18 protein-coding genes are annotated in these 21,417 nt (G+C 71.5%); 11 read left to right on the top strand and 7 right to left on the bottom strand.

Going from position 1 to position 21,417, the window contains the following annotated elements:
• Positions 1-80 precede the first annotated feature (80 nt).
• On the top strand, positions 81-1,916 hold the full coding sequence (locus ACZ4A5_RS10530) for an ABC transporter transmembrane domain-containing protein (protein ID WP_467580961.1): 1,836 nt from the start codon (positions 81-83) through the stop codon (positions 1,914-1,916).
• Positions 1,913-3,694 carry an ABC transporter ATP-binding protein gene (locus tag ACZ4A5_RS10525; RefSeq protein WP_467580958.1) on the top strand — a complete coding sequence of 594 codons (1,782 nt, stop codon included), beginning with the start codon at positions 1,913-1,915 and terminating at the stop codon, positions 3,692-3,694. The genes ACZ4A5_RS10530 and ACZ4A5_RS10525 overlap by 4 nt, the downstream gene beginning before the upstream one ends.
• 26 nt (positions 3,695-3,720) lie before the next feature.
• On the opposite strand, the gene ACZ4A5_RS10520 is transcribed toward ACZ4A5_RS10525, so the two are convergent.
• A complete protein-coding gene (locus ACZ4A5_RS10520; protein WP_467580955.1) occupies positions 3,721-4,512 on the bottom strand; it encodes a metal-dependent hydrolase in 792 nt (263 codons plus the stop codon).
• 73 nt (positions 4,513-4,585) lie between these two features.
• Between ACZ4A5_RS10520 and ACZ4A5_RS10515 the strand changes: the two genes are divergently transcribed.
• Both ACZ4A5_RS10515 and ACZ4A5_RS10510 read left to right on the top strand, forming a co-directional pair.
• Positions 4,586-7,159: a DEAD/DEAH box helicase gene (locus ACZ4A5_RS10515; protein WP_467580952.1), complete on the top strand. Its 2,574-nt coding sequence runs from the start codon at positions 4,586-4,588 to the stop codon at positions 7,157-7,159.
• 49 nt (positions 7,160-7,208) lie between these two features.
• On the top strand, positions 7,209-8,075 hold the full coding sequence (locus tag ACZ4A5_RS10510) for an acyl-CoA thioesterase (protein ID WP_467580949.1): 867 nt from the start codon (positions 7,209-7,211) through the stop codon (positions 8,073-8,075).
• 8 nt (positions 8,076-8,083) lie between these two features.
• On the opposite strand, the gene ACZ4A5_RS10505 is transcribed toward ACZ4A5_RS10510, so the two are convergent.
• Complete coding sequence (locus ACZ4A5_RS10505; protein ID WP_467580946.1) at positions 8,084-9,052, bottom strand: DUF6397 family protein; 969 nt, start codon at positions 9,050-9,052, stop codon at positions 8,084-8,086.
• 88 nt (positions 9,053-9,140) lie between these two features.
• On the bottom strand, positions 9,141-9,563 hold the full coding sequence (locus tag ACZ4A5_RS10500; protein ID WP_467580943.1) for a roadblock/LC7 domain-containing protein: 423 nt from the start codon (positions 9,561-9,563) through the stop codon (positions 9,141-9,143).
• Between the two features lie 124 nt (positions 9,564-9,687).
• On the opposite strand from ACZ4A5_RS10500, the gene ACZ4A5_RS10495 reads away from it, so the two are divergent.
• Positions 9,688-10,116: a PPOX class F420-dependent oxidoreductase gene (locus ACZ4A5_RS10495; RefSeq protein ID WP_467580940.1), complete on the top strand. Its 429-nt coding sequence runs from the start codon at positions 9,688-9,690 to the stop codon at positions 10,114-10,116.
• Positions 10,117-10,314: 198 nt separating this feature from the next.
• On the opposite strand, the gene ACZ4A5_RS10490 is transcribed toward ACZ4A5_RS10495, so the two are convergent.
• On the bottom strand, positions 10,315-11,232 hold the full coding sequence (locus ACZ4A5_RS10490; RefSeq protein ID WP_467580937.1) for an oxygenase MpaB family protein: 918 nt from the start codon (positions 11,230-11,232) through the stop codon (positions 10,315-10,317).
• Between the two features lie 100 nt (positions 11,233-11,332).
• Between ACZ4A5_RS10490 and ACZ4A5_RS10485 the strand changes: the two genes are divergently transcribed.
• The gene (locus ACZ4A5_RS10485) at positions 11,333-11,620 is read left to right on the top strand and encodes a hypothetical protein (RefSeq protein ID WP_467580934.1); all 288 of its coding nucleotides are present in this window, start codon (positions 11,333-11,335) and stop codon (positions 11,618-11,620) included.
• Between the two features lie 34 nt (positions 11,621-11,654).
• On the opposite strand, the gene ACZ4A5_RS10480 is transcribed toward ACZ4A5_RS10485, so the two are convergent.
• Positions 11,655-12,200 carry an MOSC domain-containing protein gene (locus ACZ4A5_RS10480; protein ID WP_467580931.1) on the bottom strand — a complete coding sequence of 182 codons (546 nt, stop codon included), beginning with the start codon at positions 12,198-12,200 and terminating at the stop codon, positions 11,655-11,657.
• A gap of 310 nt (positions 12,201-12,510) precedes the next feature.
• On the opposite strand from ACZ4A5_RS10480, the gene ACZ4A5_RS10475 reads away from it, so the two are divergent.
• Genes ACZ4A5_RS10475 through ACZ4A5_RS10465 form a run of 3 tightly spaced genes read left to right on the top strand, consistent with a single transcriptional unit; the run spans position 12,511 to position 15,640 of the window.
• A complete protein-coding gene (locus ACZ4A5_RS10475) occupies positions 12,511-13,344 on the top strand; it encodes an alkaline phosphatase family protein (protein WP_467581241.1) in 834 nt (277 codons plus the stop codon).
• A 2-nt stretch (positions 13,345-13,346) separates the two neighbouring features.
• Positions 13,347-14,627 (top strand): MFS transporter, encoded by a 1,281-nt coding sequence (locus ACZ4A5_RS10470; RefSeq protein WP_467580928.1) that lies wholly within the window; start codon positions 13,347-13,349, stop codon positions 14,625-14,627.
• On the top strand, positions 14,624-15,640 hold the full coding sequence (locus tag ACZ4A5_RS10465; RefSeq protein WP_467580925.1) for a TolB family protein: 1,017 nt from the start codon (positions 14,624-14,626) through the stop codon (positions 15,638-15,640). The genes ACZ4A5_RS10470 and ACZ4A5_RS10465 overlap by 4 nt, the downstream gene beginning before the upstream one ends.
• On the opposite strand, the gene ACZ4A5_RS10460 is transcribed toward ACZ4A5_RS10465, so the two are convergent.
• Together ACZ4A5_RS10460 and ACZ4A5_RS10455 are read right to left on the bottom strand one after the other, a co-directional pair.
• Positions 15,637-15,816, bottom strand: coding sequence for a hypothetical protein (locus tag ACZ4A5_RS10460; protein WP_467580922.1), 180 nt, complete (start codon positions 15,814-15,816; stop codon positions 15,637-15,639). The two genes, ACZ4A5_RS10465 and ACZ4A5_RS10460, sit on opposite strands and share 4 nt — an antisense overlap.
• Before the next feature lie 66 nt (positions 15,817-15,882).
• Entirely contained in the window at positions 15,883-16,914 is a 1,032-nt protein-coding gene (locus ACZ4A5_RS10455; RefSeq protein WP_467580919.1) for a fatty acid desaturase family protein, read from the bottom strand.
• Between the two features lie 256 nt (positions 16,915-17,170).
• Here ACZ4A5_RS10455 and ACZ4A5_RS10450 point away from each other — a divergent pair, with 256 nt between their 5' ends.
• Positions 17,171-20,065: a DEAD/DEAH box helicase gene (locus ACZ4A5_RS10450; protein ID WP_467580916.1), complete on the top strand. Its 2,895-nt coding sequence runs from the start codon at positions 17,171-17,173 to the stop codon at positions 20,063-20,065.
• On the top strand, positions 20,062-21,348 hold the full coding sequence (locus tag ACZ4A5_RS10445) for an SWIM zinc finger family protein (protein ID WP_467580913.1): 1,287 nt from the start codon (positions 20,062-20,064) through the stop codon (positions 21,346-21,348). The genes ACZ4A5_RS10450 and ACZ4A5_RS10445 overlap by 4 nt, the downstream gene beginning before the upstream one ends.
• Positions 21,349-21,417: the final 69 nt, after the last annotated feature.

The raw sequence follows: 21,417 nt of genomic DNA, 5'->3' as shown, positions 1-21,417 counted from the left end.
GCGGGAAAACCAGTTGAACCCAGCATCCCGGTGGCGCGAACCTTTCAGCGCTCCCACCCTTCACTCGACCCCGGGATGACATGCAGATTCGCGATCTCCCCTATCCCGACCCCGGCCGGCCCGACGTGCGGTCCGGACCTCATCTGCTGCTGTGGCTGGGGCGGAACCAACTGGTGGGACAGGTCAAGGCCATGCTGTGGGGCACCCTGCACATGGTGTCCGTGGCCCTGCTGCCGGTGACCATGGGCGTCGCCGTACAGGCGGTCGTCGACCGGTCGGGCATACGGCTGGCGCTGGCGGGTGGCCTGATGGTGCTGCTCGGCATCCTCATCGCCCTGGGTGACACGATGCTGCACCGTACCGCCGTCACCAACTGGATCACGGCGGCGGCCCGGGTGCAGCAGCTTCTGGCCCGCAAGACAGCCGAGTTGGGGGCCACTCTGACCCGGCGTGTCGCGGCGGGTGAAGTGGTCGCCGTCTGGACCGGTGATGTGGAGAAGATCGGCTGGTTCGTGGAGGCGCTGTCGCGCTTCGCCTCGGCCGCGTTCACCACCGTGGCAGTGTGTGTGGCCCTGGTGATCTACCAGCCCGCGCTGGGTGTCGTGGTGGCGATCGGCGTGCCTGTGCTGGTGCTGGCCGTGCTGCCGCTGCTGCCTCGCGCGACGAAGCGTGCGGACGAGCAGCGCGAGAAGGCCGGCCGGGCGACGGAGTTGGCCTCGGACACGGTGGCCGGGCTGCGTGTGCTGCGGGGCATCGGCGGCGAGGAACTGTTCCTGGCCCGCTATCGGCGGGCGTCGCAGGAGGTACGCAAGGCAGCCGTGCACAGCGCCCGGATGTGGGCGCTGATCGCCTCGGTGCAGGTGGCCCTGCCGGGGCTGCTGCTGATCGCCGTGGTCTGGTACGGCGTCGGGCTGGTCCAGGACGGGCGCGTCGGCGTCGGCGAACTGGTCACCGTCTACGGCATGGTCACCTTCCTGCTCTTCCCGCTGCGCCAGTTCGAGGAGATCGCCATGGCGTACTCCTTCTCCCGTCCGTCCGCGGCGCGCGCGGCCAGGGTACTCGCCCTCCAGCGCACGGTACCGGCGGCGGACGACGCGGACCGCGGGCCGGCCCCGTCAGGCGATCTCCACGACCCGGCGAGCGGTGTGCTCGCGCCTGCCGGCCTGCTGACCGCGGTGGTGTGCGGTGACCCGGATGCCGCGGGAAGGCTGGCCGACCGGCTGGGCGGGCATGCGCCGGGCGACACCACCGGGGTGGCCTCGGCCCGGCTCGGCGGTGTGGCACTGGATGAGCTCCCACTGGACACGGCCCGCGCCGCGGTGCTCGTCCAGGACAAGGATCCGGTGCTGCTTTCGGGGACGCTCGCGGAGCTGCTGGACGTGCCCGCTTCGGGGGCCGTGAGCACCGAAGCGGCGCTGGCCGCAGCGCAGTGCGGTGATGTGCTGACCGCGCTGGCGCAGGCGTCGGCGGACGACTCCGGCGATCCGATGCGGACCCGGATCACCGAGCGCGGCCGTTCGCTCTCGGGAGGGCAGCGCCAGCGGCTGGCACTGGCGCGGTCGCTGGTGACCGATCCGCAGGTGCTGGTGCTAGACGAACCGACCTCCGCCGTGGACTCGCATACGGAGGCGCGGGTCGCGGACGGGGTGAAGGCTCTGCGCAAGGGCCGCACCACCGTGGTGTTCTCCTCCAGTCCGCTGCTGCTCGACCGGGCCGACCGCGTGGTGTTTGTGCAACAAGGCGCTGTCGCGGCCGAAGGAACGCACCGTGAGCTGCTGCGTCATCCCGTTTATCGCGCTGTCGTCACACGGGAGTCGGACACGGAGAGCGACATGGAGAAGCCAGCGGGAGCCGCGGAGCTGGAATCGGAGCTCACCGAGCTCAAGGAGATCGAGCCCATCGAGGAGTCGGCATGATCGGCGTGGCGCCACCGGCCTACGACCCGGCGGCACCGGAGTCGGCGACCACCTTGCCCGTGGCCGCACCGGTGACCGTACGGGCCTACGTCCGCGGGCTGTTCCGCCGGCACCGGAGGGCCTTCGTCCTGCTGGTGACGGTGAACGCGCTGGCCGTGACCGCGTCCATGGTCGGCCCGTATCTGCTCGGCGGCTTGGTCGAGGACCTGTCGTCGGGTGCGCGTGACCTCCATCTGGGGCGCACGATCTCGCTGTTCGCGGTCGCCCTTGCCGCACAGACCTTCTTTGTACGGCTGGTGCGGCTGCGTGGGGCGGTGCTCGGCGAGGAGATGCTGGCGGATCTGCGCGAGGACTTCCTCGTACGGTCGGTGGCACTGCCTCCGGGCGTCCTGGAGCGGGCGGGCACGGGCGACCTGCTCTCCCGTATCACCACGGACATCGACCGGCTGGCGAACGCCATGCGCGAGGCCGTGCCGCAGTTGGCCATCGGTTTCGTATGGGTGGCGCTGCTCCTGGGCGCCCTGACGCTGACGGCGCCGCCGCTGGCGCTGTGCGTACTGGTGGCGCTGCCGGTGCTGGTGGTGGGCTGCCGCTGGTACTTCAAGCGGGCGCCGAGTGCCTATCGGTCCGAGGCCGCGGGATATGCCGCGGTCGCGGCGTCCCTGACGGAGACGGTGGACGCGGGGCGGACCGTCGAGGCCCACCGGCTGGGCGCGCGCCGGGTCGCGCTCTCCGACCGGCGGATCTCGGAGTGGACGCAGTGGGAGCGCTACACCCTGTGGCTGCGCTCGGTGCTGTTCCCGGTGATCAACGTGACGCACACGCTGGTGTTCGGCGCGGTGCTGATCATCGGGGGCGTCTTCGTCCTCCAAGGGTGGGTCTCGGTCGGTCAGCTGACGACGGGCGCGCTCTTCGCGCAGATGCTCATCGAACCGGTCGGGCTGATCCTGCGCTGGTACGACGAGCTCCAGGTCGCTCAGGTCTCGCTGGCCCGGCTGGTGGGGGTCCGCGAGATCGAGCCCGACGCCGGGGTCGAGGGTACGGAACCGAAGGGCCGGAACGTGCGGGCCGACGAGGTCAGGTTCGGCTACCGCGCGGGCAGCGATGTGCTGCACGGGGTGTCGCTGGAGGTCAGGCCGGGCAGCCGGGTGGCACTCGTCGGGCCGTCCGGCGCGGGCAAGTCGACGCTGGGGCGGCTGCTGGCGGGCATCTACGCCCCGCGCTCCGGCGCGGTGACGCTCGGCGGCGCCGAGCTGGCCCGGATGCCCGTGGAGCGGGTGCGGCGGCATGTGGCCCTGGTGAATCAGGAGCATCACGTCTTCGTGGGCTCACTGCGCGACAACCTGCTGCTCGCCCGCACGACCGCCGATGACGATGAGCTCTGGACCGCTCTCGGCGCCGTGGACGCGGATGCCTGGGTGCGAGCCCTGGAGCGGGGTCTCGACACGGAGGTCGGGTCCGGTGCGCTGTCGCTCACTCCCGCCCAGGCCCAGCAGATCGCCCTGGCGCGGCTCGTCCTCGCCGACCCGCACACGCTGGTGCTGGACGAGGCGACGTCGCTGCTGGATCCACGGGCGGCCCGGCACCTGGAGCGCTCACTGGCGAGGGTGCTGGAGGGACGTACGGTCGTGGCGATCGCGCACCGGCTGCACACCGCCCATGACGCGGATGTGATCGCGGTGGCGGAGGAGGGCCGCATCACCGAGCTGGGCAGTCACGACGAGTTGGTCGCAGCAAACGGGGCGTACGCGGCGCTGTGGCGCTCCTGGCACCGGTAGGCCGATGGCGGGCCGGGCCCCGGGGATCAGATGAGATCCAGGGCGCCGAGCCCGCTCGCCCCTCCGAGCAGGATGAACACTGGCGTCAGGACCTTCAGCTCCACCCAGCTGCCCGCCCGGAAGCGCAGGGACTTCGGCGGGCCCACCGGATACCAGCGCTTGCGGCCGATCGGGACGGGCCACAGGATCGGGCAGCCGGAGACGGTGAGCGCGTCACCGATGTCGTGCACGAGCGCCCCGAGGATGATGGGCAGGCCGAGCCACATGTACTCCTGGCCCGGGTCGCCGAACAGCCAGTCGGAGCCGTTGCCCGGCTGGTTCAGGACGCCGGCGAGTATCCAGGCGCTGGTGGCGCCGAGCAGCCACACCAGGACATCACTGGACGTCCTGGCCATCCGCCACAGGAGTCCCTCGACGGCGAGCACGAGGTGGACGAAGAGGATGCCGAGCACCGCCCAGCGGCCGCCGGTCATCGCGAGCACCGAAGCGCCGACCCCTATCAGGACCGCCCACAGCCAGGTGTGGGTGAGGGTGCGGTGGCCGCCGTTGCGCCGCGGGTCACCGTGGCCTCGGGTGGCCTTGTAGACGGCGTGCGAGAGCTTGTCGATGATCTCGCACAGTGAGCGGGATATCGGGCCGAAGGCTCGCGATATGGTCGCCGACTTGTGGTCGAGGTCGGGCGCGAGTGCCGCGCCGGCGCAGATCAGGGCACCGACGATCAGCACCGGCCACGGCATCGGGTGGCCCGCGGCGGCGACCGCGGCCCCCACCCCCAGCCAGGCGGCAGCGCCCGAGAGCGAGTGCGCCGGTCCCATCATGGTCGTTTCACCCCTTTTGTTGGCCGACGTCGTGCATTCCTGACGCCAGGTCGGCGACTCAGCGTAGCGTCCGATGATCTTCATCCGGCCGCCCGGTTCTCTGATACGGCCCGGGGCCAGGCAGTATGGAGGGGTGACCCTTATCGATCAGATGCCGAGCCATGCCGACCCCGATGCCCTCTTCGAAGCTTTTTCGACCTGGGCCGAGGAGCGGGGTATCACGCTGTACCCCGCGCAGGAGGAGGCACTGATCGAGGTCGTCTCCGGAGCGAACGTGATCCTCTCGACGCCGACCGGCTCGGGGAAGAGCCTCGTCGCGGCGGGAGCGCATTTCACCGCGCTCGCCAACGACCAGGTGACGTTCTACACCGCGCCCATCAAGGCGCTGGTCTCGGAGAAGTTCTTCGACCTGTGCAAGATCTTCGGCACGGAGAACGTCGGCATGCTCACGGGTGACGCGTCGGTCAACGCCGACGCGCCCATCATCTGCTGCACGGCCGAAGTCCTCGCCTCCATCGCGCTGCGGGACGGCAAGGACGCCGACATCGGCCAGGTCGTCATGGACGAGTTCCACTTCTACGCGGAACCCGACCGGGGCTGGGCCTGGCAGATCCCGCTGCTCGAACTGCCGCAGGCGCAGTTCGTCCTGATGTCGGCGACGCTGGGTGACGTCTCCAAATTCGAGGGGGACCTCACCCGCCGCACGGGCCGGCCCACCGCCGTGGTCCGGTCGGCGACCCGCCCCGTCCCCCTCTCCTACGAATACCGCGCGACGCCGCTGACCGAGACCCTGACCGAGCTGCTGCAGACGCATCAGGCACCGGTCTACATCGTCCACTTCACCCAGGCCGCCGCCGTGGAGCGGGCGCAGGCGCTGATGAGCATCAACATGTGCTCGCGCGAGGAGAAGGAGGAGATCGCCAAGCTGATCGGCAATTTCCGCTTCACCACCAAGTTCGGCCGGAACCTCTCGCGCTATGTGCGCCACGGCATCGGCGTCCACCACGCCGGCATGCTGCCCAAGTACCGCCGGCTCGTGGAGCGGCTGGCGCAGGCGGGCCTGCTGAAGGTCATCTGCGGTACGGACACGCTGGGCGTCGGCGTCAACGTGCCGATCCGCACGGTGCTGTTCACCGCCCTCACCAAGTACGACGGCCAGCGGGTGCGGACGCTGCGCGCCCGGGAGTTCCACCAGATCGCCGGCCGGGCCGGCCGGGCCGGGTTCGACACGGCGGGCTTCGTCGTCGCCCAGGCACCCGAGCACGTCGTGGAGAACGAGAAGGCGCTGGCGAAGGCGGGCGACGACCCCAAGAAGCGCCGCAAGGTGGTCCGCAAGAAGGCTCCCGAGGGCTTCGTCAACTGGGGCGAGAACACCTTCGAGAAGCTCATCGCCTCCGAGCCCGAGCAGCTCACCTCCCGCTTCCGGGTCACTCACGCGATGCTGCTGGCGGTCATCGCGCGCCCGGGCAACGCCTTCGAGGCGATGCGCCGTCTGCTGGAGGACAACCACGAGCCGCGCCGGAACCAGCTGCGGCACATCCGCCGCGCCATCGCCATCTACCGCTCGCTGCTCGACGGCGGTGTGGTGGAGCAGCTCGACAAGCCCGACGCCGAGGGCCGGATCGTACGGCTGACGGTCGACCTCCAGTCCGACTTCGCGCTCAACCAGCCGCTCTCGACCTTCGCGCTCGCCTCCTTCGAGCTCCTCGACCCGGAGTCCCCGTCCTACGCGCTGGACATGGTCTCGGTGGTCGAGTCGACGCTGGACGACCCACGGCAGATCCTGGCCGCCCAGCAGAACAAGGCGCGGGGCGAGGCCGTGGCGGCGATGAAGGCGGACGGCGTCGAGTACGAGGACCGCATGGAGCGCCTCATGGACGTCACCTACCCCAAGCCGCTGGAGGAGGTGCTCACCCACGCCTACGGCCTCTACCGCAAGAGCCACCCCTGGGTCGGCGACCACCCGCTGTCCCCGAAGTCGGTCATCCGCGACATGTACGAGCGGGCCATGACCTTCACGGAGTTCACCTCCTTCTACGACCTCGCGCGGACCGAGGGCATCGTGCTGCGCTACCTCGCCGGGGCGTACAAGGCGCTGGACCACACCGTGCCCGACGACCTGAAGTCCGACGACTTCGAGGATCTGATCGCCTGGCTGGGTGAAATGGTCCGGCAGGTCGACTCCAGCCTGCTGGACGAGTGGGAGCAGCTGGCCAACCCCGAGGAGGAGACGGCGGAGGAGGCACGGGAGCGCGCCGACCAGGTCAAGCCCGTCACCTCGAACGCCCGCGCCTTCCGGGTGCTGGTGCGCAACGCGCTGTTCCGCCGGGTCGAGCTCGCCGCGCTCGACAAGGTCGGCGAGCTCGGCGAGATGGACGCCGAGGCCGGGTGGGACGAGGACCGCTGGGCCGAGGCCATGGACGCGTACTGGGACGAGTACGAGGAGCTGGGCACCGGCCCCGACGCCCGCGGGCCGAAGCTGCTGCGCATCGAGGAGAAGCCGGAGGACGGTCTGTGGCGGGTCCGGCAGACCTTCGCCGACCCGAACGGCGACCACGACTGGGGCATCTCCGCCGAGGTGGATCTCGCGGCTTCCGACGAGGAAGGCCGCGCGGTGGTGCGCGTCATGGACGTGGGTCAGCTGTAGCCTCCGAGGCGCCGCCCGCGCGCGGCGCCGCACCAGCAGAGGAGTACCGATGGCCAGTCCGACCGACCGTCTGGTGGGTCTGCTCGACCTGGAGCAGATCGATCTGAACATCTTCCGGGGCCGCAGCCCGGACGAGTCCCTCCAGCGGGTCTTCGGCGGACAGGTCGCCGGCCAGGCGCTGGTCGCGGCCGGGCGGACCACCGACGGTGGCCGCCCGGTCCACTCGCTGCACGCGTACTTCCTGCGCCCGGGACGGCCGGGCGTGCCGATCGTGTACCAGGTGGAGCGGGTCCGCGACGGGCGGTCCTTCACCACACGGCGGGTGGTGGCCGTCCAGCAGGGGCGAACGATCTTCAATCTCACCGCTTCCTTCCATCAGCCCGAGCCGGGCTTCGAGCACCAGATGGCGGTGCCCGACGTGCCGGGTCCGGAGGAACTGCCGCGGCTCGCGGACGAGATCCGCGAGCACCTCGGCGGAGAGCTGCCGAACGCTCTGCGGCACATGGAGCGCCGGCTCGCCTTCGATATCCGTTACGTGGACCGGCTGCGCTGGACGGCGCAGGAGCTGGCCGAGGCGGAACCGCGCAGCGCGGTGTGGATGCGCGCCCTGGGGCCGCTCGGTGACGATCCACTGGTGCACACCTGCGCCCTCACCTACGCCAGCGACATGACGCTCCTCGACGCGGTGCGCATCCCGGTGGAACCGCTGTGGGGTCCGCGCGGTTTCGACCTGGCGTCCCTGGATCACGCGATGTGGTTCCACCGGCCCATCCGTGCCGACGAGTGGTTCCTCTACCAACAGGAGTCGCCCATCGCGACGGGCGCCAGGGGCCTGGCGCGCGGCCAGATCTTCGACCGCGAGGGCAGACTTCTGGTGTCCGTGATGCAGGAGGGGCTGTTCCGCAAGGTGCCGTGAAAGTGGCTTCAATCGCGGGCGAGCGGCGCTCTCCCGCGTCGCAGCCATCTCCACAGCGCGCGGAACCCCGACGGTGTCGCCTGACGCGCGCCCGGCGATCCACCGGTCTCTGCCGTGGGCGACCCCGACGTGGCAGCCATCGGCTCTGCTGCCCTCAGGGCGGGAACGACCTGTGAACCGGCGACCGGTGGCCCGTCCGGCATCGGCGCCGGCCGGATCACACGGGCTTCGGCCAGCGCGACGGCGAGCCTGCGCCGATACCGCTCGATCTCGTCCGGCGCGGCCGCCAGGGTCACCCTGTCGATGACCTCGCGCCCGGCCGGGGCATTCGATCGCCCATAGGCGAGCTCCGGGCGCAGCGCACTCACGTAGGCGCGTTCACCGGGGTCGGGGACAGCATCGGCCAACTGCTCGGGGCCGAGCACCGATGCCATGACCGCGGCACGCTCCCACGGGTCCTCGGCCAGGGCCAGTAGTTGGTCGATCCGCCGGGCGCGCCAGGTCCGGGCCCGCCTGTCCTCTCTCTCCGCCAGGGCGGCGCGCAGCGCGGGAGGAGTGCGGCCGGTGAGCAGGTCGGGGCTGGCGTCGGCGAACTCCACGAGATCGGCCGCGAGATAGTGCCAGACCACCGCGCGGTACCTGTTGACGTAGAACCTCACGGGCGCGAAGCAGCCGGCTCTCGCGAGCCGGCCGAACCGGGCCGGGCTGATGCCCATCAGCTCGGCTCCCTCGGCGGTGCCGACCACCCACACCCGGGAGCGGAGCGTGTCGGGGAACCCGGGCCGGGCCGTATGCCTCTCGATCTCCTCGCGTGGGACTCTGCGGCGCCCGCCGGGCCCCGCCGCGACCGTCCGTACATGCCCCAGTTGCACGGCGAGTTCGAACTCGCGTGGCTTGAGCTCCAGCTCCCGGGCCGCTCTCCCGAACGGAATCCCGGCCACCGCCGTGCCCGGCTCATGGCACTGCTGCACCGTCATGGCATCCTCCCCGCTACAGGTCGATCACTGACAGTCACGACTGTAGCGGTGGGAGACCACAGCGCGTTCACCCTGTGGATAACTCCGGTCAGAGCTCGCGGTCGGCATCCCCACGGGCTGCGCCCTGCTGCCGCGCCTCCACGCTCAAGTGCTCGCCGACCCGGTTGACCAAGAGGGTCATTTCATAAGCGACATGGCCGATATCGGCGTCGGGGCCGCCCAGGACACAAAGGCAGCTGCCTTCGCCCGCGGCCGTCACGAAGAGGACACCTTCGTCGAATTCGACCATCGTCTGCCGCACTCTGCCCGCCCGGAATTGCCGCCCCGTGCCCTTGGCGAGGCTGTGCAGCCCCGAGGCGACGGCGGCCAGATGCTCGGCGTCCTCTCTTTCGAGGCTCGCGCTGGCGCCCGTCACCAGTCCGTCGTTGGAGAGCACCAGCGCGTGGCGTATGTGCTCGACGCGCTCGGTCAGGTCGTCAAGCATCCAGTCGAGTCCCTTGCTGAGTGCCATGTCCCGCCTCCCCGTTCCGCCGTTCCCCGTAACTGCCGTGCCAGCCTTGCTCACCCGCGCGCTGTCGGCAACCCGCCCGGCCTGTCGGCACACGTCTGTGCGCCAGTTGGCACAAGATGGGGACATGGCACAGAAAATGAACAAGGACGAGTGGCACGCCTTTCTTTCCATGGGAACGCGCACCGGAAAGCTTTCGACGGTGCGCGCCGACGGAAGCCCGCACATCGCGCCCATCTGGTTTGTGCTCGATGGTGACGACCTGGTCTTCAACACCGGCGCGGATACGGTCAAGGGCCGCAATCTCGCCCGCGACGGCCGGATCGCGCTCTGTGTGGACGACGACCGGCCCCCGTTCTCGTTCGTCACCGTCCAAGGGCGCGCCGAGTTGAGCGACGACCTCGATGAGGTGCGCGCGTGGGCGACCAGAATCGCCGGGCGTTATATGGGCGACGAACGCGCCGAGGAGTACGGGGCACGGAACGGCGTCCCCGGCGAGCTGGTGGTCCGCGTCCGGATCGACAAGGTCGTGGCCCTGGCCTCGGTCGCGGACTGATCCGCGCCGACGCGGCCTGGGGGCGGCCGTTCGGCGGCGGCTGCCCGCGCGGGAGTGCGCGGGCAGCCCGGAGTTACGAGGCCGGGGCGGGACGCGCGCCCTGGGGCCCGAATTCCGCCTGCCGCACGCCTTCTCCTCATCGGACACACTGATATCTCCGGCGAGTCCAGTAGGCCCCCGCGGCGGGAGGTTGTCAGCTCACTGCGCGGCGGCGTCCGGGCGCGGGCGTCCGTGAGGGACCGGGCAGGTGGGGGCGTTCGCGCCGGACCGGCGGGTGGGGAATGTGCCGAGTGCCGCGATGTCGTAGCCGTTCGGATAGCCCTTGATCTCGGGGTTCTGGCGGACGTAGTGAGGAGTCCGGCGTGGCGGCAGCAGCCGGACGGCCTTCGCCCGGGCGCGCAGAGCGCCGTGCGCCAGCGCACGGGCGGCAGGGTGCGGCTGTTCGTAGCGGAACGCGCGCAGCAGCGGCTCGTCCAGGAGGGCCCTGCCCGCCCCGCGCACCAGCGGGGCGAGGGCACGCGGATACCAGGACGCCATCAGATCGAGGGTGGCGTCCGCGACTCTCCGCCCGCCCTCGTCCCAGCCGAAGTGGGCGTCTTCGTATTCGTCGAGGAAGCGCTGGAAGCAGGCGTACGACCGGGGGATGTCCTGGATGCCCATGTGCTCGCCGAGGGTGCGGTAGTACGTGGCGAGCGCGTGCCGCTCGTGCTCGGACAGGCGACGCCAGCCGTACGTGTCGATCCACCTTGCGGGGACGACCACGAAGGTGCTGAGGACGTACCGCATGTCGTCATTGCTGATGTCGTAACCGCGGTGCATCTGATTGATACGGCGGATCGCCGACCGGCCACTCTGGTGGTCGAAGCCGTGCTCGACGACCGCGTCCAGCAGCAGCGCCGTGTCGTCGTAGCGCTTCTGCGTGCGGTCGGGGAATTCTCCGGTCGCGGCGAGGAGGCTGCCGATGCTGGGCACGGCGTACGTCCGGTAGAGCGCGAGCTCGAGGGCGCGGGTCACGTCCCAGGGGAACTCGAGGGTGGCGGTGATCCGGTAGATCCGCAGGAAGTCCTTCTCCGGGTCCAGCCGCCGGATCTCCCTGAGCCAGTCGAAGCGCTTCACTCGGCGGTTACCCCTTCGTTCGTCGGAGGTTCAACTCTACGGGCGCCGGGCACACTTGAACGACCGCAGGGCATCCGGCTCACGGGGGCAGGTGATCGACGTGTTCGACAGGCTCCGCAAGCGCATCGAAGTGGCCTGGCAGCCGCCTGTGCCGCCGCCGTCCGCGGGACGCCGGAGCAACCTCTTCGAGGCGGCGGCGGCCTATGTGGCGGCCTGCGCCGAGGACGATCACGAGACCAGCGCGGAGGCCGCCCGCTGGGTCTCCCCGGAGGCACTCTGCTTCGGCGTGAACGAGCTCGCCTGCCGTGCGGTCATCGCGCTGGCCCGCGAGCACGGCCAGACACCGCAGCATGTGGCCCGGTCGCTGCTGGGCCTGCCCGCCGCCTGACCCGCCGGAGCGCACAGCCCAGCTCCGGGACGGCCTAGACGCGTTCCAGCGGAAGGTGCGGCTCGGGCGGAAGTTCGGCGCGTATGGAGTCGCCGGGCCTGACCTCGCCACCCGTCAGGACAATGCCCATGATGCCTCCCTTGCGGACCACCGTGCCGTGCTCGTCGCGGCCGGCGACCTGCTTGAGCAGCCCCTTCTGGAACGCCTCGATCTGAAGGCAGGGATTGCGCAGTCCGGTCACCTCCACGACGGCCCGGTCACCGAGGCGCAGCCGCGTCCCGCGCGGCAGTCCGAGCAGGTCGATGCCGCTCGTGGTGACGTTCTCCCCCAGCTCCCCGGCCCTCACCGTGAAGCCCGCCTCACCGACCTCGTCGAACAACTCCTCGTGGATCAGGTGGACCTGACGGAGGTTGGGCCGGCCGGGATCCTGAGCGACTCGCGAGCGGTGCCGCACCGTCACCCCCGAGTGGGCGTCCCCCTCCACGCCCAGCCCCTCCAGCAGCACGATGCTCTCCCGTACGGGCTTGCTGAACTCGTGCTCCGGGCCGCGGCACACGGCCTTGACCGTTCCCGACATCATCCGTTCCCCCTTATGGCAACCCCGCTGCCGCGCCCCGTTCACGCGCGACGTCGACGATCCGACTCTAACCACCGGCACTGACAGTCACGGGTCGCGCTCCGCTCGGCCACTGTTCCCGCCCCCGTCACCTGGAAGGCGTGTACATGTCATCCTCAACGCTCTACGCTGCCAGCGAACCCGCAGGCCCCACCCCCCGCCTCCCCACGTCCACTTCGCCTGCGCGCTGACGCCCACCCCGTACGGAGGACCCGTGCCCGCCGCAGCCAGCCAGTCCCGCGCCCCGCGCCTTCCCCGCCGCCGTCTCGCCGCCCTGACCACAGCCTTCGGGCTCGCCGCCGCGTCCCTCGGGCTGTGGGCCACGGACTCCTCGGCCGCGACGGCCGTGCCCACGCCGGACCACGTCGTGGTCGTCGTCTTCGAGAACCACGCCTACGACCAGGTCATCGGCAGCTCCAGCGCCCCGTACATCAACTCCCTGGTCTCCGGGGGCGCCAGCCTGACCGCGTCGTACGCCGAGACCCACCCCAGCCAGCCGAACTACTACGCCCTGTTCTCCGGGGACACCCAGGGCGTCACCGACGACAGCTGTGTCACCCCCGGATTCAGCGACGCGCCGAACCTCGCTTCCGAGCTCCTGGCCACGGGCAGGACCTGGGCCAGCTACAACGAGTCCCTGCCGGGCGAGGGTTCGACCACGTGCAAGAGCGGCAAGTACGCCCAGAAGCACAACCCCTGGTTCGGCTTCGACAACGTCCCCACCAGCACGGCGCACACCATGACGGCCTTCCCCGGCGACTTCGGCAAGCTGCCGACGGTCTCCTTCGTCGTCCCGAATCTGTGCAGCGACATGCACGACTGCTCCGTGGGCACCGGTGACACCTGGCTGCAGAAGAATCTCAAGAGCTATGCCGACTGGGCCAAGACCCACAACAGCCTGCTGCTGGTCACCTTCGACGAGGACAACCGGCTGAGCGGCAACCGCATCCCGACGGTCCTCTACGGACAGCCCGTGCAGGCCGGTTCGGCCTCCGACGCCACCTACAACCACTACGACCTCCTGCGCACGGTCGAGGACATGTACGGCACCTCGCACGCCGGCAACGCCGCGGACGGCAAGGACATCACCGGCATCTGGAACAACTGACCGTGTATCTCGCGGACAGCCGCACCACCCCGGAACCTTCCGAAACCGCCGGCCGGCACCCCCTCCCCGGCCGGCGGGCCGCACTGGTGCCCGGAGCCGTGCTCGCTCTGGGCAGCGTCAGCCTGATCACCGACATCTCCTCGGAGATGGTCACCGCCGTCCTGCCGCTCTACCTCGTCGCGGGGCTCGGCCTGTCCCCGCTCGGCTTCGGCCTCCTGGACGGCGTCTACAATGGCGTCAGCGCGCTCGTACGGCTCATCGGCGGCAGGGTCTCCGACCGGGGCGGCGGGAGCCACAAGGCGGTCGCCGCGGTCGGCTACGGTCTTTCCGCCTTCTGCAAGCCCCTCCTGCTGGTGGCGCACAGCGTGCCGTTGATCGGCGCCGTGCTCGCGGCGGACCGTACGGGTAAGGGGCTGCGCACCGCGCCACGCGACGCCATGATCTCCCTGGCCTGCGAACCGGGCACCCGAGGGCGGGCGTTCGGCGTGCACCGCGCGATGGACACCGCCGGGGCCCTGCTCGGCCCGCTCCTCGCCTTCGTGATCCTGCGGGCGGCGGCCGACGGCTACGACGCCGTCTTCACCGTCAGCGGCTGCGTCGCGGCGCTGGGCGTCCTCGTGCTCCTGCTGTTCGTCCCGGGGCACCGGGCCGCTCCCGCGCCGGCTGAACCGGCCGTCGGCCGCGCGCCCCTACGGGCCGTTCTGCGTCGGCCGTCGGTGCGCCGGCTCACCTGCTGTGCCGCGTTGCTGGGGCTGACGACCGTCAGCGACTCGTTCCTCTACCTCACCCTCCAGCGGCGCCTGGACCTCTCCGAGACGTGGTTCCCGCTGCTGCCGCTGGGAACAGCCGCGGCGTTCCTCCTGCTGGCCGTGCCCTTCGGGACGATCGCCGACCGGGTGGGCCGCCGCAGGCTGTTCCTCTGCGGCCACCTGGCACTGCTCACCGCGTACGGCCTGCTGGTCGCCCCGCTCGGCGACTCGACGACGCTCGCCTTCGTCGTGCTCGCGCTGCACGGCAGCTTCTACGCGGCGACCGACGGAGTGCTGGCCGCCGTGACCGCCGACGCCGTGCCCGCGTCGATCCGTGGCACGGGGCTCGCGGTGGTCCAGACAGGTCAGGCAGCCGCCCGTTTCGTGTGCTCGATCGCCTTCGGTGTGGCCTGGACCACCTGGGGCGACCACGTGGCGCTGGGCGCGGCGGCGACCGGTCTCACCGTCTCCGTCGCCGTCAGCGCCCTGCTGCTGCGCCCCTCGCCCGACGCCCTACCGGAGCCTGTCCGTTGAACCGCAAGAACCGCATCCTGGCCCTGCTCGCCGCCGTACTGATCCTTGGCGGTGTCGCCGTGGGCGCCACCTTGCACGCCGCCGGACGGTCGGCCGAGAAGGACCGCGCGCAACCGGGCGGCCCGCGCGTACGCGCCGGGAAGGTCGCCCTGGACGCTCCGGGGCTCAGCGTCTTCCGCAACATGGCCTGGGGTCCGCACCGCGACGAGATCTCCACGGTCTCCGCGGACGACCCGGCCGGGCAGCGTACCTCCTCCGGAGTGCGCTGCCTGCGTTTCCACGCGGCCGCGGGCACCGGCATCTGCCTCCAAGCGGTGCACGGCAGGCTCCGCGACAGCTACCGCGCCGTGGTGCTCGACGCGCACCTGCGCGAGCTGCGCCACTACGATCTGGCGGGCATCCCCACCCGGGCCCGGGTATCCCCGAGCGGCCGGAGCGTGGCCTGGACGGTCTTCGTCAGCGGCGACTCCTACGCGGGCACGGCCTTCTCCACCCGCACCTCGGTGCTCGACACCCGCGCCTGGAGCCTGGACCGCGACCTCGAGGAGTACCGGTTCTTCCTGGACGGCCGCCTCCACCGGGCATCCGATCTCAACGTCTGGGGCGTCACCTTCGCCGACGACACCCGGTTCTACGCGACCGTCGCCACCGGCGGGCGGACCTATCTCGTACGCGGCGACCGCTCCGACCGGACGCTGCGTACCCTGCACGCCAACGTCGAGTGCCCCTCCCTCTCACCCGACGGAACGCGTATCGCCTATAAGAAGCGCGTCGAGGGCGCCTCCTCCGACGCACCCTGGCGGCTGTACGTCCTGGATCTGCGTACCTTGCGCGAGAGTGCCACGGCCGAACACCGGAACGTCGACGACCAGGCGATCTGGCGGGACGGGCACACCCTCGTCTACTCCCTGCCCGGGGATTACGGCTCCGACCTGTGGACCGTCCCGGCGGACGGCTCCGGGAGCCCCCGGCTCTCCATGACCGCCGCCCTCGCCCCGGCCTTCACCGGCTAGCGCCCCAGCTGCTTGCGGGACACCCTGCGGAGCCTTTTGCGCTGTGCGGGGTCCAGCAGCAGATAGGCGGCGGCCGGCACCGCCAGCAGCACCAGCAGGCCCACCCAGGGATGCAGCCACAGCAGGATCACTCCCGCCACCACACCGGCGACGGCGACCTTGGTCCTGTTGCTCATGTCCGTGCCTCCTTCGCGACGGCTGCCGCTCGCCCTGGAGAACGCCCCGGGGTTCCGTTCGGTTCCTCACCCGGTCCGGAGCGGGGCACCGACCTCGTGCATGTGGCCCAGCGCCTGCCGGTAGGAATCGACCAGTCCGGTCTCGGTGTAGGGCAGCCCGACCGCGCGGCAGTGCGCGCGGACGAGGGGCCGGGCGAGCCGCAGGTGGGGCCTGGGCATGCTGGGGAAGAGGTGGTGCTCGATCTGATAGTTCAGTCCGCCCATGAACCAGTCGGTCAGCGCGCCGCCCCGCACGTTCCGTGAGGTGACGACCTGGCGGCGCAGATGCCCCCAGCGCTCCCCGTCCGGGTCCGGCATGTCCATCCCCTTGTGGTTGGGCGCGAAGACCATGCCGAGATGGAGGCCGAACAGCGCGTGGTGGACCAGCGCGAAGACCAGCGCTTTGCCGGGGGACAGTACGGACAGCAGGAGCGTCGCGTAGCCCACCGTGTGCAGGGTGAGAAGTGCCGCTTCGACGCGCCGATCGCGTGCCTCCTGCCTTATGAGGTCACGCACACTCGAAACCTTCAGGGCGATGCCTTCGAGCAGGAGCATGGGGAAGAAGAGCCGGGCCTGGTGGCGGGTGAGCCAGCGGGTGAATCCCTGCCGCTGTGCGGCCTGTCGCTGCGTCCACACGAGCGCGCCGACGCCGACGTCCGGATCCTTGTCGATGTGGTTGGGGTTGGCGTGGTGACGGATGTGCTTGTCGTTCCACCAGGCGTAGCTCATGCCCAGCAGGAGGTTCGCGTGCAGGAGGCCGAGTACGCGGTTGGCGCGCCGGGTGGCGGCTATCTGCGCGTGCCCGCTGTCGTGGCCGACGAAGGCGATCCGGGCGCAGAAGACGGCGGCGGGCACGGCCAGCAGGACGGCCCACCAGGTGTCCCCCACGAGCGCGGTGCCGGCGGCCGTGGCGGCGAGTGCGAGCAGGTCGGCTGCGATGGTGAACGCGTACCTGCCCCTGCGCCGGCCGAGGAGTCCTTCCTCCCGGACCAGGCGCAGGAGCGGCGCGAAATCGCTGCCCGCGGCGCGTTCCGCGAGCGGGGTGGCGGCCTGGCGCATGAGGGCTCCGGGGAGTTCGGACCGGTGGGCTGACCTCACAGAACGTACGGATCCGGGGCGTCCGGCAGCCATGGCGGCACCACCCGGAACCGCCGGGGGCATTCCCCCCTGGCCGCGGGGGGCTGGGTGCACCCCGGCGAGACCACGGGCGGCACGTGTCGCGCGTCACACGCGGAGGAGGCGCTTCCGGCAGGGCTTCCCTGTATCCTCGGCCGCTCCGAGCTCCACTAGTCAAATTTGAGGAATGCTCAGCCCAGTGACACCACCCCCTGCCGCAACGCCCTCCGAGATCTCCCGGCTCGCACAGTGCTCGGCGGTCTTCCTCCCCGGTGACCCGGCACGCACCGGCCGCGTGGCCTTCTGGCGGCCGGACGAGGACCCGCCCGCCGCACCGGGCGGCGTCGAGGAACTGACCGTCGCCGTCGACGACGGCACCGGCGTCTCCACCACGACGGTCCGGGCCGTGGTGATGCCCGTGCGTGAAGCCGTGCCGGTCCTCACCCGCGCCCGCGCGGCACGCGCCGACGAGGCGGCCACCTTCTGGGGTACGGCGGCAGTGCTCGCCCTGCAACTGGCCGCCCGCGGCCGCCTGCTCCCCGGGCTGACGGCGACGGACCACGACGCCTGGCGCGTCGGACCGCTGGCCCCCGAGGACATGACCCGGATCCGGGAGCTGGCGGCCGCCATGCCGCCCGCCGCGCACTGCGTGCCGCTCCCGCACGACGGCGGCGGCCCCCTGCTGCTCCCCGAGCCCGAACGGCTCGTACGCGCCTTCCTGGACGCCGTGGCCGACGGCCTGCCGCGCACTCCCGCCGCCGCGGTCGCGGCGGGCGGCCCCGCCTTCGCCGCCGCCGAGCCCCGGCGCATGCCCGAACAGCGCGCGTGGGCGGACAGCGTGGCAGCCGGACACGACGCCGGCGTACGGCTGTCCCTCCGCGTCGAGGTGCTGGGACTCACCGACGCACAGGACGCCTCCCCGCGGTTCCGCGCCGTGCTCCAACTGCACAGCCTCGCCGACCCGGCACTCGTCGCGGACGCGGCCGACGTATGGTCCGGCGCCTCGCCCCTCACGGCCTCGCTCGGCAAGGGAGCACGCATGAACGCGCTGCTCGCCCTGCGCCGCGCCGCCCACGCCTGGCCCGCTCTCGCTCCCCTGCTGTCGGCCCCGGCCCCCGACGCCCTCGACCTCGCCGACGAAGAGGTCGGCGAACTGCTCGGCGCGGCCTCCGAGGCGCTGGACGCCGCCGGCGTCCAGGTGCACTGGCCGAAGGAAATGGCCCGCAAGCTCACCTCGTACGCCGTCGTCGGCCCGCAGGACGACGACGGCCACGGCCGGGACGACGACCGTTCGGCGATGCCCTCCCTGCTGTCGGCCGACGCGCTGCTCACCTTCAGCTGGCGATTCGCCGTGGGCGACGAGGAGTTGACGCAGGCCGAACTGGACCGCCTCGCGGAGGCCAGCCGCCCGGCCGTGCGCCTGCGCGACCAGTGGGTGCTCCTCGACCCGGAGTCCGTACGCCGCGCCCAGGGCCGGCAGGACCGCAAGCTCACCCCCGTGGAAGCGCTCGGCGCGGCCCTGACGGGACATACGCAGACGGAAGGCCCCGGGGGCGCCAAAGAGTTCGTCGACGTCCGGGCGAGCGGCTGGCTGGCGGCGCTGCGCGACCGTATCGCCGACCCGGAGAGTGCTCAGGAACCACTCGCGCAGCCCCCCGCGCTCGCCGCCACCCTGCGCGACTACCAGCTGCGAGGACTCGACTGGCTGCACCGCATGACCTCGCTGGGGCTGGGCGGCTGCCTCGCCGACGACATGGGTCTCGGCAAGACCATCACGGTCATCGCCCTGCATCTGCACCGCGGGACGCTGCGGGACGCGGCCGGACCAACCCTGGTCGTCTGCCCGACCTCCCTGATGGGCAACTGGCAGCGTGAGATCGAGAAGTTCGCCCCCGGTACGCCCGTGCGCCGCTTCCACGGCCCCGCGCGGAGTCTGGACGGCCTGGCGGACGGCGAGTTCGTCCTCACCACGTACGGAACGATGCGGCTGGACGCGCGGCGACTGGGAGAGGCCGGCTGGGGCCTGGTCGTCGCCGACGAGGCCCAGCACGTCAAGAACCCGCACTCCGACACCGCGAAGCAGCTGCGCACCATCGGCGGCAAGGCCCGCGTCGCGCTGTCCGGCACTCCGGTGGAGAACAACCTCTCCGAGCTGTGGGCCATCCTCGACTGGACGACGCCCGGCATCCTGGGCTCCCTCGGCGGCTTCCGCCGGCGCTACGCGCAGGCCGTCGAGGGCGGCGTGGATCCCGGCGCGGCCGAACGCCTCGCCGCGCTCATCCGCCCGTTCCTGCTGCGCCGGCGCAAGTCGGACCCGGGCATCGCCCCCGAGCTGCCACCCAAGACCGAGACCGATCGCACGGTCGCGCTCACCAAGGAACAGACGGCTCTCTACGAGGCCGTGGTGCGGGAGATGCTCGCCGAGGTGGAGGCCGCGGACGGCTTCGAGCGGCGTGGCCTGATCGTCAAGCTGCTCACCGGCCTGAAGCAGATCTGCAACCACCCGGCGCAGTTCCTCAAGGAGGACGGCCTCCAGGAGGGCACCCCGCGCATCCGGGGCCGCTCGGGCAAGGTCGAGCTGCTCGACGAACTGCTGGACACGATTCTGGCCGAAGGAGTGAGCGTCCTGGTCTTCACGCAGTACGTCCGGATGGGCAGGCTGCTGGAGCGGCACCTGACGTCCCGGGGTGTGACCGCGCAGCTGCTGCACGGCGGTACGCCGGTGCCACGGCGCGAGGAGATGGTCCGGCGCTTCCAGGACGGTGAAGTTCCGGTCTTCTTGCTGTCGTTGAAGGCGGCCGGGACGGGGCTGAACCTCACCCGGGCGGGCCATGTGGTGCACTTCGACCGCTGGTGGAACCCCGCGGTGGAAGCACAGGCGACCGACCGCGCGTACCGCATCGGCCAGACCCAGCCCGTGCAGGTGCACCGGCTGATCGCCGAGGGGACGATCGAGGACCGGATCGCCGAGATGCTCGCGCGCAAGCAGGCCCTCGCGGACTCCGTCCTGGGCTCCTCCGCGGAGACCGCCCTGACCGAACTCACCGTCGCCGAACTCACCGAACTCGTCGCACTGAGGGGGACCGGCCGATGACCGGACACGACAGCACCGGCGGCACCGAACTCACCTTCCCCGCCCTGCCTCCCGAGCCCGGGCAGAGCTTCGCCCGGAGCTGGTGGGGGCGGGCCTGGCTCAAGGCCCTGGAGGACGCCGCTCTGGACGGCCGTCAGGTGAAGTCGGGGCGCAGGCACGCCCGTGCGGGGGCGGTGGGCGCGGTGTCGGTGCGGCCGGGCCGGATCACCGCGCTGGTCCGCGACCGTGACGGCACGCCGTACCGCTCCGATGTGATGGTCCAGGAACTCTCGGCGGCCGACTGGGACCGGCTGCTCGGCCTGGTGGCCGACCGCGCCGGCCATATCGCGGCACTGCTCGACCACGACATACCGCCGCACCTCGCGGAGGACGCGCTGGCCGCCGGCGTGGAGCTGCTGCCCGGCATCGGCGATCTGGAGCCCGAGTGCGGCTGCGGGGCGTGGGACCACTGTCCGCACACAGCGGCCCTGTGCCATCAGGTGGCACGGATCCTCGACCAGGATCCGTTCGTCCTGCTGCTGATCCGCGGGCGCGGGGAACACGAGCTGCTGGACGAGCTCCAGGCCCGCAACTCCGCGCGCACCACGGCGCATACGCCGGAGCCGGGCGCCGACGTCCCCGCGGGTGTCCCGGCCCGCGAGGTGTTCGAGGCGGGCTTCCTCGTACCACCGCTGCCCGGCCCGCCGCCCCCGGTGGAGACCGCGGGCCGCCCGCCCGTGCTGTCGGGCGACACCGCCCCGGCCCCGGGGCTGGATACCGAGGCACTGGAGTTCCTCGTCGCGGACGCGGCCGCGCGGGCCCGGCTGCTGCTGGCCGAGGCCCTCGCGCCAGGCCACGAGCGGTCGCCCGTAGGAGCTGAACCGAGCCTGTGGCAGGACACCGTGCGCCTCGCCGCCTCCGGACCGCCGGCCGGTGTCGCGGCACGGCTCGCGTCGGGCTGCGGCCGCGACCGCGCCGGGCTCGCCCAGGCCGTACGGGCGTGGGGCCACGGAGGGCCCGCCGCGCTGTCGGTCCTGGAGGACGCATGGGCACCGGGGGCCGAGGACCTCGCGCGCGCCGGCGCGCAACTGGCTGCCGCCCGGGAAGCCGGGACGGTGCCGGTACTGCGCGCCTCGCGCAACCGCTGGACGGCGGTCGGCTCGGACGCACAGCTGCGTTACGGACGCGACGGCCGATGGTGGCCGTACCGCAAGGAGAGCGGTCGCTGGCAGCCCGCAGGACCCTGCGAGGACGATCCCGCGTCCGCTCTCGCCGTACTGACGGAGGGTTCGCAGGAGGGCTGACAGAAGGCCACATCCTGAGAAGCCCCCGCTCTGGCCATAAATCAAAGGCAAGAGTGGGCGAAATTCACA

The sequence above is a fragment of the Streptomyces sp. NPDC025618 genome (assembly GCF_055558795.1).
Note: the sequence above shows the minus strand (reverse complement) of the source record. Positions and strands in the feature narration are given on the sequence as shown.